The following is a 12,420-nucleotide window of genomic DNA, read 5'->3' on the forward strand; positions in this document are numbered from 1 at the left end:
ACGCCTCGTGTCGATGCGGACACGATGGCATGGCGAGGACGGTCCGTCCGGTGTTTCGATCCTGCTCGAAGGTCTACTGCAATCAGTGGACGGGACGGATCTCCGGCTCTACGCGCAGGTCGCCGAGGCCGATCGGGGCCAGCGCCGCCTTCACCGCGTCCGTGTAGACCAGCAGCCGCACGTTCTCGCTGGCGCCGTCCATCTGGGTGTAGCTAGTGGTGATCCCCAGGTCGGCACGATCCATCAGCCCGCCGATGTCCTTGGAGAGCCGGTCGGCGTCGCTCTGGCTCAGCCGGGCCGGACCGACACACAGGTTCCCGGTGTAGACCTTCTCGAACGCCTTCCGAAACGCGGCGCGATCACCGTGCGCGACCCCGAGGAAGGCAACGACTGCCTTGGCTGTGCCCGGGCCGTCCACGGAGTAGGTCACGGGGCCGAACGCCTGCCCGCGATGACTGTCCAGGAACTTGGTCACGGCGGGAGCCTCGAGGTTGGCCGGCTTCACCTTCCAGCCGCCCTGCGGCGGCAGGCACTGTAGCGGTGGGGTGACGAGGTCGAGGTCCGGCTCGGGCGCGCTCTGCTGCTGGACGTCGACGGTCTTGTCGTTCCAGATGCCAGTCAGCGCAGCGCGACCCTGGCGAACGCCGTCGACCGTCGTCAGGGCCGTCAGCCGATCGACGTCCACGCCCTTCAGCGTGACCTGGAGACCGGCCGGGCAACTGGGCTTCGGCGCGGAACCAGGCAGGTAGCCGATCATCGGGATCGGGTGGGACGCGCAGAAGAGCGGCGCGGTGTTGGGGGCCGCGATGACCTCGCCGCTGAGGTGGACCTTGTCGCCGTTGCGGACGAGCAGGTCGTCGTTCGAGCCGGTCGGCTGATTGCCTTGAGCAACGGACTCGACCGCTTGGGGGGTCGGTCCGGCGGGCGGCAGGCTCGCCGGTCCTAGCTGCGGGGCAGACTGTTGGACCGGTTGGCTACCGGTGTCGGGGAGCACGGTCAGCGTGACGGCCGCGATAGCTGCGACGCTGGCCGCGGCGAGCGCCGGCACCCAACGCCGCGGGCCGCTGCCGCTGCTTTGGGTTCCGGTGGTGATCCGGTCCAGGTCCGGCTCAGGTGCCGGCGGCTGCTCGGCGCGCCACTGCGCACCGGCCTGCCGCAGCAGGTCGTCGACCGTGTCACGCCCGTCGATCGGATTCATTCGCTGACCTCCAGCAATGTACGCAGGCGGGCCCGCGCATCGGACAACGTGGACTTCACGGTGCCCTCGGAACACCCCATGACCGCGGCCGTGTCGGCAACTGACAGATCCGCGAAGTAAAAACAGTCGACCGCCAACCGCTGCCGCGCCGGCAACTCCCCCAGCGCCTGCCCGACATCGATCCGCCCCTCGACATCAGGCCGCACCCCCGGCCCGTCGTACTCCTCCAGTACGCCGACCGCCCGCACCCGCCTGACCGCCTTGCGCGCCTGGTCCGCCGTGATCGCCAGCAACCACGCCGACGCGGTCCCCCGGCTCCCGTCGTACTGGCTCCGCTTCACCCAAGCCCGGGCCAACGCCTCCTGCACAATGTCGTCCCGGTCCGCCCCCACCCCCAACCGCCCCGCCAACCGAGCCATCGCCCCCACATGCGGCCGCACCCACTCGACAAAGGCAGACCCGTCCCCCGGCGGCCCCTCCACCACCACGGCCCCACCCGTCAAAGTCGGCATACCTGTTCTACCCCTCGAATCCCACTCAGGTTGGGTCCCAACCCACATTTCAACGACCCCACCACCCCCAAGTCACCCCCACCCACCCTTCGTAACCACCCCGAGTTATCCACAGATCCCCCAAACCCACCCCACAGCCGTCCCCAAACTCCCTACCGTCGAAGGAGACCCACGACCTGGGGAGACCACATGCCACCCACCCGCGACGACCCGCCCGACCCCACCACGCTCCTACGGCGCTTCTCCGCTCACCACGAGCTCGACTGGGGCAGTACGCCGTACGACGCAGCCGACATCGCCCACCGCCACGGCGCCAAGGCAGCCCAGAAAGCACTCCGCCTCCTGGCCCAAGCCGCAGCCGTCGAGCCCGACCGAACAGCCGAGTTCCTCGCCTCCCTCCCGCCCAACGGGTCGGCCTACCAACTCAACCGCCGAGTGAAATCCCCAGAATCCCTCGCCCGCAAGATTCAGAGCTGGACGGCGAAGGGCAACGATCGCCCGATGGACGACATCCTTCGCTACACGGTTGTGGTTGAGGCGCCCGATCAAGTGGTTGCCGCCGCACGCCACACGGTGGCTCAGCTCCTCAGCCGCGGCTGGCGAGTAAGGCACGTCATGCACTCGTATACGGAGGGCTCACGGTACAAAGGCGTCCACGGTTACATGGAGGCACCCGACTCGCCGCGTATCGAGCTGCAGTTCCACTCGACAGCATCGCTGAAGGTGAAGGAGCTGACGACACCGTGGTACGAGATCGAGCGCAGCGTCTCCGCGACTCCTGACGAACGTGCGGCTGCCCGTGACAAGTGTGTCGCGGCATCCGCCACCCTCAGCCCACCGGCCGGAATCGCCGAACTCACAACGCTCGGCGGCCGACGCGTGGCCGTCAACAATTACAGTGATTCGCAGCAGGCGTTGACGAACTCCGCGAACGCCAAGGACGACCACGTAGACCGACCGACTGCACGGGCAGCAGCCCTCGAGAAGAACGACGGAGTGGTGCGATGAGACTGTTTCTCGTCAAGCAGGACGAGCGACTCGTGTGGGTGGCGGCGCTGGCGCACGAGACGATGTACGCGTACGTCGCCAACACCGGGAAGTTCCACGACAACAATGCCTTGCGCAACGACTTCTACATGGACCGGGACTTCAGCTACGAGGAGATCGGCCCAGCCGATGCTCGCCGGCTGATCGCCCAGGGTGTCGGCACCCTCGACGAGGACGAGTACGACGAGGTGCTGGTGGAGTGGCGGGCGGATCCCAAGCCGCTCGACCCGGCCGACGTGTTGTCGATGGCGGCCGGCTACCGCGCATGACTCGATTGTTCTTGATCAAGGACGGGGGCGAGGTGCTGTGGGTGGGGGCCTTGGTGGATGAGGATGTTTGGACTTATGTGGGGAACACGGGGAGGTTTCACCGGAACGACGGGGCTCGGCACGACTACTTCTTCTTGAACGAACTCCAGTACGTCGACATCGGCGTCGCGGAGGCGCAGCGGGCGATTCGGGATGGGGTGGGGCAGGTGGACGAGGTCGAGTTGGCGGACTCGTTGGAGCGGTGGCGGGCTGATGAGGGAGCTATGCACCCGGAGGTCGTCTTTGCCTCGATGGTTGCCGATCTTGGCTGACTTCAGTTTGTAACTGGGGGTAACACTTTCGACCATTGGGGTTTGTAGCGTCGGTGGGGTGACAGTAGGCACGATTGCTTCTTCGTCGCCGCGGCGGCGGGTGCGGGTTTGGGTCGGGCAGAACCCGATCGGTGACTACATCGGCGAGTCCGCTTACGCCGACCGGTATGAGGCGGCGATGCGGCGGCGGTTCCCGGGCGTTGAGATCACCAATGTGCCCTTGGTGGGAGTTGGGCGGTCTTCTGCGGGTCAGGGGACGGGGGTGTAGAGCTGGGTGATGATGGATTCGATGGTGGGTTCGGCGATGGTCAGGTCGGCCAGGGGGTAGTTGGCGGCCAGGTGGGCTACCAGGGGGGCTGCGCTGGTGGTGGGTGGGAAGGTGAGGTGCTGGCGGGGGCCGTCGACCTTTGTGACCGTGGCGCCGGGGATGGTGATGGGGGGCAGGGAGGTGGCCAGGTCTACTACCAGGGTTCTGGGGGCGGACTGGCTGGAGCGGAGGTCGGGGAGGGTGCCGTCGAAGATCTGGCGGCCGTGGTCGATGACCATGACGCGGGTGCAGAGGGCTTCGATGTCGTCGAGGTCATGGGTGGTGAGGATGACGGTGATCTTGCGTTCGGCGTTGATCTGGGCGAGGAACTCGCGCAGGCGGGCCTTGCTGATCACGTCGAGGCCGATGGTGGGTTCGTCGAGGTAGACGATCTCGGGGTCGTGCAGCAGGGCCGCGGCGATGTCGCCGCGCATGCGCTGGCCCAGCGACAGTTGGCGGACCGGTACGTCGAGGAGGTCCCCGAGGTCGAGGAGCTCCACGAAGGTCGCCAGGTTCTCGCGATGCCGCGCGATCGGGACGCCGTACATCTTCTGCAGGACCGCGAAGGAGTCCTTCAGCGGCAGGTCCCACCAGAGCGTGGTGCGCTGGCCGAAGACGACGCCGATGCGCTTGGCGAGCTTGAGGCGGTGGCGGGACGGGTCGACGCCGGCCACGCGGATGGTGCCGCCGGTCGGGACCAGGATGCCGGTGAGCATCTTGATCGTGGTGGACTTGCCGGCGCCGTTCGGGCCGATGTAGCCGACAACCTCGCCGGGTTCGACGCTGAACGACAGGCCGTCGACCGCACGGACCTCCCGCTTGGTACGGCGCAGCCCGTTGCGTGACGTCACGGTGAAGGCGCGCGACACGTTGTCTAGTTCGATCACTGGCACGATTTCAGCTCCCTGTACTGCGATAGCGACGAAGCCCGCCGCGCCAGCCGAGGGCGGCGAGGGCGACCATGACGGCGGCGGCGACCGGGGACAGCAACCCGATCCAGGACGGCAGTCCCAGCGGGGCCTGCTTGCCCAGCACGAACAGCACCGGGTAGAAGTTCACAAACGCCAGCGGTACGACGAACGTGACCGCCCGCACGATGTCCTTGCCGAAGGCGGTCAACGGGTACTGGGTCAGCGTGCGCCCGCCGTACGTGAAGGAGTTGGCCAGCTCGGCGGAGTCGATCGCGATGAACTGGAAGGCCGCGCCGAGCACGAAGAACGACCCGAAGATCAGCGCACCGGCGAGCGTCCCCACGACCAGCATGATGCCTTTGGCAACAGTCCAGTCGACGTCGATGTGCACCAGCGCGATCACCAGCACCGTCACCGCCTGCGCGATCCGGCCGAGCTTGTCGAGCCGGAACTCGTCGGCCGCGGTCTGGATGATCGCCGGCACCGGCCGGACCAGGTACGAGTCCAGGGCACCGCTGCGGATCCGCCGCCCGACCTGTTCGACCTTGCCGACGATCAGGTCGGCGATCCCCATCGTCAGCGAGGATGTTGCGTACAGCAACGCCATCTCGGCCAGCGAGAAGCCGCCGAACGCGGTGATGTGGCTGAACATCAGCAGCACCGCGACGAAATCGGTGATCGTGATCAGGATCCCGGTCACCATCATCAGCGCGAACGACGCCGGATAGGCCAGCGTGGACCGGATCCACATCAGCGCGAGCATCCAGAACTGTCCCGGAGCCTGCAGGATTCGCTCAACCACCCTGGACCACCACCTTGCGCATCGCCAGCTGGGTGAGCAACTGCCCGGCCAGGAACAGGACCAGGATCCAGCCGATCTGGAACAGCAACGCACCGCCGATCCCGTTCGGGTTCCGGCCGAGCCAGATGTCGATCGGCACCTGCAGCGTTCCGGCCCACGGCGTCGCCCGGGCGAGCTCACCGAACCAGCCGGGGAACACCACCAGCGGCAGGATCGTCCCGGAGAAGAACAGCGACAGCATCATCGCCGCCGCCTCCATCCCGCGGGAGTCGGTGATCCAGAACGCGGACAGCGCGACCAGGTACCGGATCCCGAAGCTGACCACGACCGCCAGCACGAGGCCGACGGCAACGGCCAGCCAGGCCACCGCACCGGACGGGAAGTTCAGGTCGAAGACCAGCGCCCCCACCAGCAATGGGATCCCGCCGCGCACGATCAGCTGGAACATCGCCCGGCCCAGGTCCATCGACAGCCACCACAGCAGCAGGTGCGTCGGCCGGTACAGGTCGACCGCGATCTCCCCGCTCCGGACCCGCTCCCCGAGCTCGATCGTCGTACTGGCGCCGAAGATCCCGATCGGCAACAGCAACCCCTGCTGCAGCCACACGAACGTCAGCGCGTCGTTGACGTCGTACCCGCCGAGCCCCGGCCGCTCGTGCCACAACGTCAGGTACACCCCGCACAGGATGAACCCGAATACCGAATTGGTGAACGCACCGGACACCGTCGCGATCCGGTACGTCGAAAAGCGTCGGAACGACCGGACTGCGATCGCCCAATAGACGCCCACGGCAACCTCCTCTCACAAACCTCAAGAGCGGTGTCCGAAAGCCCACAGCAGCACGCAGAACTCCCCCGAATCCATCAGGACCCGGGGGTTCGGACACCACTGTGGCAGGCATGGGTGATCCACGCCGTCTTGTCAAGGAAAGGTGCCGACCGTACGACGCCCGCCAGGCGGCCGTCAACCGAGTTACCGCAACCGGGCCGGCCGGAGACCCCTCAGACTCCGGCCGGCCGGGGGTCAGTCGGTCTCGAGGACCCGGGCGAGGAGGGTGGCGAAGGGCTCGGCGTGGCTGATGTAGCCGGCGTGGGCGCCGGGGAAGCTGACCACCGGCCAGCCAAGGATCTCGGCGATCTGCTGGATCGGGCGAGCCGGTAGGTACTCGACCGACGTCCCGCCCGCGGCGGGGACGATGCGGGTGGCAACTGCCCTCAGGGCGTCCAGGTCGGGCTGGTAGCGGGTGAACGGCAGCAGCTTGTGTTCGTAGAAGTTGGCCGCGTTGGCCTGGAAGCGCAGGAACATCTCCAGGACCTCCGGGTACAGGTCCTCCGGTTTCGGCGGCTCGTCCTCGTCGGTACCGATGCCGCGACTGAACAGGACGTCGGCGGCCTCGACACCGTCCGTACGGTAGGTGTCGTAGACCTGCTCGAAGAACGCGCGGTGGTCCGGCGCGTCCGGCAGGACCTCGACACACGGAGGCTCGTGGGCGATCAGCAGCCGCACCCGGTCGGGGTGCCGGGTGATCAGCTCGAGGCCGGTGATCGCGCCCGAACTGCTCCCGAACACGTACACCGGTTCGGTCGCGCCGACCGCGTCGAGCAACGCCAGCGCGTCGTCAGCCGACTGGTCGACGCGCTCGTCGGCTGCGCCACCGTCGTACGGGCTGCGGGAATTGCCGCGCGGGTCGTACGCGACGACTGTGTAGTCCGCGGCGAGCCGGCCGACGATCCCGTCGAAGATCCCCGCGTCGGTGCCACCGCCGGCGATCAACAGCAGCACCGGCCCCGACCCTGTGACCTCGTAATGCAGCGTCGCACCCGGCACAGCCACCTTGTTCACCGTCTTGGCACTCATCGCAGCCAACCCCTCTCCACTCGTTGCCCCCAGCGTGCCGGGACCCGCTGGCACGCCACGCACACAGCGCTGACACGGCCCCATCGCCTACCCCTCCCACAACGTCCGAACGATCGGAGGACCCGTCTCCGGTTCTTCGGACGTTGCGAAGACCCCGGGGCTAACGTCCGAACGATCGGAGGGCCCGTCTCCGGTTCTTCGGACGTTCGCTGCGGCGTGCGGATCTGGGGGCGGTGGGGGTTAGTCGAAGTCTTCGGTGGGGGTGACGTCTTCGAGGGCGGCCCAGGGGTCGCGGGGTGGGGATACTCGGCGGCCTTGGGGGCAGATGCGGGCGAAGTCACACCAACCGCACAGCGGGGACGGTTCGGGCGGGAAGGCTTCGTCGGCCTCGGCTGGGGTGAGGCCTTCGGCCCAGCGGGCTTCGGCGGCGGAGGCGTCGTTGACGATGGATTCGGCGCGGCGTTGGTGCCGGGCGAGGGAGGCGTCGTCGTGATCGGCCGCGGCGACGGTGTTGGTCGGGAGGTGGTGCAGCTCGACGCGGGTACACGGGCGGTGCAGGACCCGGCGCGCGCCGAGGACATACAGCGCCATCGCGAGAGACGACCGCGCGTCGTCCGCGGTGAGCGGGCGGCGGCCGGTCTTGTAGTCGACGATCGCTAGCTCGGTCCCGCCGCCTTCACGCGCAGGCCGCTCATCGATCCGGTCGACCCGGCCGCGCAGTGAGGCTCGCTCAGTGGTGAAAGCGACTGTCCGCTCCACCCCACGAGGTTCGTAGTACGGGTCGGACTCGCGCAGATACCCGAGCACCATCTCGGTGGCTCGGTCGCGCCACTCCAGCGACTGGGCCTCGTCGCGGAATCCCTCGTTGCGCCAGCCCTCCCGGATACGCGTGACCACCTCGTCCGGCGTACGGCGAGAGGCCGGCCACCGGCCGAAGAAGTCCGCGAGCACCTCGTGGACGATCCCGCCGACCGTGTTGTGTGCCCAGGGCGGACCCTTCGGCGGGCGCGGTCGCTCCAGATACGTGTAGCGGTACTTGCGCTTGCAGTCCGCGAACGTCATCAGCTTGGTCGGCGTCGCGACGAACAACCGCGTCGGCATATCGGGCAGCAAATCAGCCTGCCTTGATGAAGTCGCTCACCGCGTCGGCCACCAACTGGACGGCGATCGCGCTCAGCAGCAGACCGGCGATCCGGGTCACCAGCAGTACGCCGTTCTCCCCGAGCAGCCGCATGATCAGCCCGGAGAACCGCAGCGTCAGCCACATGATCAGGTGGATCAGGATGATGCCGACCGAGATCGCGACCACGTCCGGGAGCGAGCCGTTCGCGCGCTGCACGAACACCATGGTGGCGACGATCGCACCCGGGCCCGCGAGCAACGGCGTACCCAAGGGGACGAAGGCGATGTTGACGTTCTTCGTCTGGACCGGGTCTTCGGCCGTGTCGGTCAGGAGCTGCAACGCGATCAGCAGAAGCAGCAGACCGCCCGCGCACTGCAGCGCCGGGAGCGTGATGCCGAGGTGGGACAGGATCTGCTGGCCGAAGGCCGCGAACACCACGATCACACCGAACGCGACCAGCACCGCCTGCCACGCGGCCCGTTTGCGGACCGCGCGGGACTGGCCGGCGGTCAGCGAGATGAACACAGGCACGGTGCCGGGTGGGTCCATGATCACGAAGAGCGTGACCACGACCTCGCTGAGCAGACCGACGTTGATGATGCTGTTCACGGCAGGTACGCCTCAGGAGCCTGTACGCCGGGGGCGGCCGCCGCGTTGACCTTCGCGACCTCGAGCAACCGCTCGAACTGCTCCGGGTCGGTCGTGTTCACACCCAGGTCATGGTCGATCTTGCCCGCGCCATGGTGATCGCTCGACCCGGTCCGGATGATCCCGAGATCGTCGGCGATCCGGGTCAGTGCGGCCCGCGACTGCGGTGAATGGTCCTGGTGCTCGACCTCGATGCCGGCCAGCCCGTGCTCACTGACCAGCTGCGCGATCATGTCCTCGGTCATCACCTTGTAGCTGGAGCGGCCCCACGGATGCGCGATCACCGGTACGCCGCCGGCCTCCCGCACCAGGTCGATCGCGTGCCCGGGGTCGATCGCGTAGTGCGAGACGTGCCCGGCCCGGCCGTCGGCCAGGAACCGGTCGAACGCCTCGGTCCGGTTCGCGACGGTGCCGTTGGCAACCAATGCGTCGGCGACGTGCGGTCGCCCGACCGACGGCGTACCGGTCGCCTGGGCGAGCACCTCGTCGACGGTCAGCGGGACGCCGATGCTGTTGAGCCGGGCAACGATCGCCGGGATCCGGTCGGTCCGGCCCTCGCGGACCGTCCGCAGCTCCGCGGACAGCTGCGGCGACGACGGATCGAGCAGATAGCCGAGCAGGTGCACGCTGATCCCCTCGAACTTGCAGGAGATCTCGATCCCCGGCACGAACCCGATCCCGAGTCGCTCGGCCGCCAGCCGCCCCTCCGTCCAGCCGTCGGCGGTGTCGTGGTCGGTGAGCGCGATCACATCGAGCCCCGCCTGCTGGGCGTGCGTGATCAGGTCGTCCACCGGGTCGGTGCCGTCCGAGCGGTTCGAATGGGTGTGCAGGTCGATGCGCACGAGCGGTCGGGATCCCTTCGCCGTACCTGATATGGACATCTGTCACCGCAGATGCTATCCGTCGTTGACCCCTGACCCTGCCGCTTATCCACAACAACGCCTACTCTGCCTGCCATGGATCCGGAACGCATCGACTGTGTGGGAGCACTCGTGTACGACGAGCAACGCCGCCTGCTCGTCGTCCGCCGCGCCAACGACCCCGGCCGCGGTCTCTGGGCCCCACCCGGCGGTCGCGTCGAACCGGGCGAGGACGATCCCACCGCCGTGGCGCGCGAGGTGGCTGAGGAGACCGGTCTCACCGTCGCGGTCGGCACCCTGGTCGGCGAGGTCGAACGCGAAGCCCCACAAGGCCGCCTCTACGTGATCCGCGACTACGAAGCCACGCCCACCGCCGGCACCCTCACCCCCGGCGACGACGCCACCGACGCCCGCTTCGTCACCCGCTCCGAACTCCTCGCCCTCCCCACGACCACCCTGCTCATTTCCACGTTGGACCAGTGGAACGCCCTACCCAGCTGAAATCCGATCGCCACCAGCACGACGGCACGTGACACTGGGTCGATGGACGACTCCGACCTGGTGCGCGCGATCGAGGACAACGCTGCTGACCTCCTGATGGCCATGGGGGCGGCCGGCGGCGGTAGCCAACGGGACGACGGGGTCGCGCGGTGGACGATCGGTGGGTCGCCGCTCGACTACCACAACGCGGTCGTCGCGGGCTCCGGTGAGCAGGTGGTCGCGGAGTCGGTGGCCGAGCTGCGCCGGTACGGCGTACCCGGCTGCTGGCACGTCGGCCCGTCCATGCGGACCGCCGACCTGGGTGAACGTCTCCTGGCCGCCGGGTTCACGCATGGTGGGAGCGAGCCGGGGATGGCGGTTGCCCTCAGCGAGCTGGTCCGGCCGAGCGGCGTACCGGGGCTGGAGCTTGTGCGCGTCGTCGATGACGCGGGGCTCGCGGTGTGGGCCGACACGCTGGGGCGGGGATTCGGTGAGGGTGAGAAGGAAGCCCGCTGGGTCGCCTCGGTCTACCGCAAGCTCGGGTACGCCGATCCGTGGCGGCACTACCTCGCGACCCTCGACGGCTCCCCCGTCGGAACCATCACCATCTACTTGGCGGCCGGTGTCGCCGGCGTCTACTTCGTCATGACGGTCCCCGAAGCCCGCCGCCGCGGCATCGGCGCCGCCCTCACCCACGAGGCCCTCACCCACGCCGACACCGAGTACGCCGTACTGGAGTCGTCCTCCGCCGGCCGCCCCGTCTACGAGTCCCTCGGCTTCCGCACCCACTGCACCGTCGACCTCTACGAGCTGGTCGTCTCCGATTAGCGGGGATCTGCTGCCTCTGAGCGGCAGTAGATCCCCGCAAAACGGTTATCCACAGGACGTCTGACGCGGTCGGCGGAAATCCGTCACGCTGGTCTGATGGGTTGGTGGTGGGAGCGGCAACTCGATGCCGAAGGGCTAGCGGCGCTGATTCAGCATCAGCGCCAGATCGCGTCGCGACCTGGGCTGGTGATCCACCGGGACAGGCACTGGGCCGATCGGCTCGCTCGAGCCGTGCCACCTCGCCGTACGGCGGCGCACGCCGTACTGGACGTGGTCGGCGGATCGCGAACCCTGGACCAGGCAGCCGCGGTCGTCGCCGAGGCCTGCCAGAGCGGCAGGGTCACGGCGGCCGACCTGCTGGCGGCGTTGGATGTTCGGACACGGTTGCGCCATCGGCGGGAACTGCGACCGATCATCGCGGACGTGGCCGCAGGCTCGCATTCGCTACTGGAGCTTCGGTATCTGCAGGATGTCGAACGGCGGCACGGGCTCCCGGTCGGGGAGCGTCAGCGGGCGGTGGACGACGAGTACACCGACGTGTACTACGAAGGGTTGAGCGTCGAGTTGGACGGGCGGCTGCATGTGGTACCGCAGCAGCAATGGCGGGACCTGGACCGCGACAACCGCGCAACGCTGCGGGGCGAAGCGACGCTGCGGTACGGCTGGTTCGACATCACGAGCCGGCCGTGTGCGGCCGCCGTACAGGTGCTGGCGGGCATTCGCCGGCGCAAGCCCACCACGAAGGCCCACGCCTGCAGCCCTTCGTGTCCGATTCGGTGAGCTTTGCGGGGGTTTACTGCCCCTGAGAGGCAGTAGCTCCCCGCAAATGGGCTGATTCGGGGGATTGGGCGGGTTCGCGGAGGAGGAGGGCGGCGTCGGCGAGCATGACGGCAGCGGTGAGGGCGTGGATGAGGAGGGCGGTGGCGAGGGAGCCGCCGTGGGTGGTGACGACGATGGCGTCGGTGATGGGGACGATCGCCATCACGGCCAGGATGATGCCGGTGGGGCGGCGCTGGCCGAGGGCGAAGAGAGCCAGTACGACGAGGCCGAGGGCGATGTCGCGGATGCCTTTGACCGGGAAGAAGCCGCCCGCGTCGGCGGTGATGCCGAAGCCGGCCGCGGCGGCCGGGCCGTCGAAGAGGAAGCGGGTGCCGAAGGTGAGCGGGAAGAGGCCGAGCAGGACGGTCAGGACGGTGGTGAAGCGGCGCATCATGGTCTCCAGTTTCTAGCGTTGCTAATTTTCCTAGCGACGCTAACATTGCAGTC

General features: G+C 68.2%; 16 protein-coding genes. 6 read left to right on the plus strand and 10 right to left on the minus strand.

Annotated elements, in window-relative coordinates; genetic code table 11:
• Positions 1-82: 82 nt before the first annotated feature.
• Positions 83-1,198, minus strand: coding sequence for a hypothetical protein (locus ACIA49_RS17445; RefSeq protein WP_396378188.1), 1,116 nt, complete (start codon positions 1,196-1,198; stop codon positions 83-85).
• Complete coding sequence (locus tag ACIA49_RS17450; RefSeq protein WP_396378189.1) at positions 1,195-1,710, minus strand: RNA polymerase sigma factor; 516 nt, start codon at positions 1,708-1,710, stop codon at positions 1,195-1,197. The genes ACIA49_RS17445 and ACIA49_RS17450 overlap by 4 nt, the downstream gene beginning before the upstream one ends.
• A 189-nt stretch (positions 1,711-1,899) precedes the next feature.
• Between ACIA49_RS17450 and ACIA49_RS17455 the strand changes: the two genes are divergently transcribed.
• The 3 genes from ACIA49_RS17455 to ACIA49_RS17465 are packed head-to-tail and all read left to right on the plus strand — an operon-like array spanning position 1,900 to position 3,337.
• The gene (locus ACIA49_RS17455; RefSeq protein WP_396378190.1) at positions 1,900-2,718 is read left to right on the plus strand and encodes a hypothetical protein; all 819 of its coding nucleotides are present in this window, start codon (positions 1,900-1,902) and stop codon (positions 2,716-2,718) included.
• Positions 2,715-3,026, plus strand: a complete 312-nt coding sequence (locus tag ACIA49_RS17460; RefSeq protein WP_396378191.1) for a hypothetical protein — start codon at positions 2,715-2,717, stop codon at positions 3,024-3,026. The genes ACIA49_RS17455 and ACIA49_RS17460 overlap by 4 nt, the downstream gene beginning before the upstream one ends.
• Complete coding sequence (locus tag ACIA49_RS17465; RefSeq protein ID WP_396378192.1) at positions 3,023-3,337, plus strand: hypothetical protein; 315 nt, start codon at positions 3,023-3,025, stop codon at positions 3,335-3,337. The genes ACIA49_RS17460 and ACIA49_RS17465 overlap by 4 nt, the downstream gene beginning before the upstream one ends.
• 249 nt (positions 3,338-3,586) lie before the next feature.
• Here ACIA49_RS17465 and ACIA49_RS17470 read toward each other — a convergent pair whose 3' ends face one another.
• The 7 genes from ACIA49_RS17470 to ACIA49_RS17500 all read right to left on the minus strand — a co-directional run bounded on the left by ACIA49_RS17470 (position 3,587) and on the right by ACIA49_RS17500 (position 9,828).
• A complete protein-coding gene (locus tag ACIA49_RS17470; RefSeq protein WP_396378193.1) occupies positions 3,587-4,537 on the minus strand; it encodes an ATP-binding cassette domain-containing protein in 951 nt (316 codons plus the stop codon).
• A gap of 4 nt (positions 4,538-4,541) precedes the next feature.
• Positions 4,542-5,357: an ABC transporter permease gene (locus tag ACIA49_RS17475; protein ID WP_396378194.1), complete on the minus strand. Its 816-nt coding sequence runs from the start codon at positions 5,355-5,357 to the stop codon at positions 4,542-4,544.
• On the minus strand, positions 5,350-6,147 hold the full coding sequence (locus tag ACIA49_RS17480; RefSeq protein WP_396378195.1) for an ABC transporter permease: 798 nt from the start codon (positions 6,145-6,147) through the stop codon (positions 5,350-5,352). Before ACIA49_RS17480 ends, ACIA49_RS17475 begins: the two co-directional genes overlap by 8 nt.
• 234 nt (positions 6,148-6,381) lie before the next feature.
• Positions 6,382-7,215 (minus strand): alpha/beta fold hydrolase, encoded by an 834-nt coding sequence (locus ACIA49_RS17485; protein ID WP_396378196.1) that lies wholly within the window; start codon positions 7,213-7,215, stop codon positions 6,382-6,384.
• A 240-nt stretch (positions 7,216-7,455) separates the two neighbouring features.
• Positions 7,456-8,316, minus strand: a complete 861-nt coding sequence (locus tag ACIA49_RS17490; RefSeq protein WP_396378197.1) for a RecB family exonuclease — start codon at positions 8,314-8,316, stop codon at positions 7,456-7,458.
• Between the two features lie 13 nt (positions 8,317-8,329).
• The gene (locus tag ACIA49_RS17495; protein WP_391547653.1) at positions 8,330-8,947 is read right to left on the minus strand and encodes a MarC family protein; all 618 of its coding nucleotides are present in this window, start codon (positions 8,945-8,947) and stop codon (positions 8,330-8,332) included.
• The gene (locus tag ACIA49_RS17500) at positions 8,944-9,828 is read right to left on the minus strand and encodes a PHP domain-containing protein (protein WP_396378198.1); all 885 of its coding nucleotides are present in this window, start codon (positions 9,826-9,828) and stop codon (positions 8,944-8,946) included. The genes ACIA49_RS17495 and ACIA49_RS17500 overlap by 4 nt, the downstream gene beginning before the upstream one ends.
• Before the next feature lie 114 nt (positions 9,829-9,942).
• Between ACIA49_RS17500 and ACIA49_RS17505 the strand changes: the two genes are divergently transcribed.
• The 3 genes from ACIA49_RS17505 to ACIA49_RS17515 all read left to right on the plus strand — a co-directional run bounded on the left by ACIA49_RS17505 (position 9,943) and on the right by ACIA49_RS17515 (position 11,934).
• Positions 9,943-10,347: an NUDIX hydrolase gene (locus ACIA49_RS17505; protein ID WP_396378199.1), complete on the plus strand. Its 405-nt coding sequence runs from the start codon at positions 9,943-9,945 to the stop codon at positions 10,345-10,347.
• Positions 10,348-10,389: 42 nt separating this feature from the next.
• Positions 10,390-11,154 (plus strand): GNAT family N-acetyltransferase, encoded by a 765-nt coding sequence (locus ACIA49_RS17510; RefSeq protein ID WP_396378200.1) that lies wholly within the window; start codon positions 10,390-10,392, stop codon positions 11,152-11,154.
• A gap of 96 nt (positions 11,155-11,250) precedes the next feature.
• On the plus strand, positions 11,251-11,934 hold the full coding sequence (locus tag ACIA49_RS17515; protein ID WP_396378201.1) for a hypothetical protein: 684 nt from the start codon (positions 11,251-11,253) through the stop codon (positions 11,932-11,934).
• A 13-nt stretch (positions 11,935-11,947) separates the two neighbouring features.
• Here ACIA49_RS17515 and ACIA49_RS17520 read toward each other — a convergent pair whose 3' ends face one another.
• The gene (locus ACIA49_RS17520; protein ID WP_396378202.1) at positions 11,948-12,367 is read right to left on the minus strand and encodes a DUF4267 domain-containing protein; all 420 of its coding nucleotides are present in this window, start codon (positions 12,365-12,367) and stop codon (positions 11,948-11,950) included.
• Positions 12,368-12,420: the final 53 nt, after the last annotated feature.

This window comes from Kribbella sp. NPDC051587 (genome assembly GCF_044453945.1).
Taxonomy (GTDB): domain Bacteria; phylum Actinomycetota; class Actinomycetes; order Propionibacteriales; family Kribbellaceae; genus Kribbella.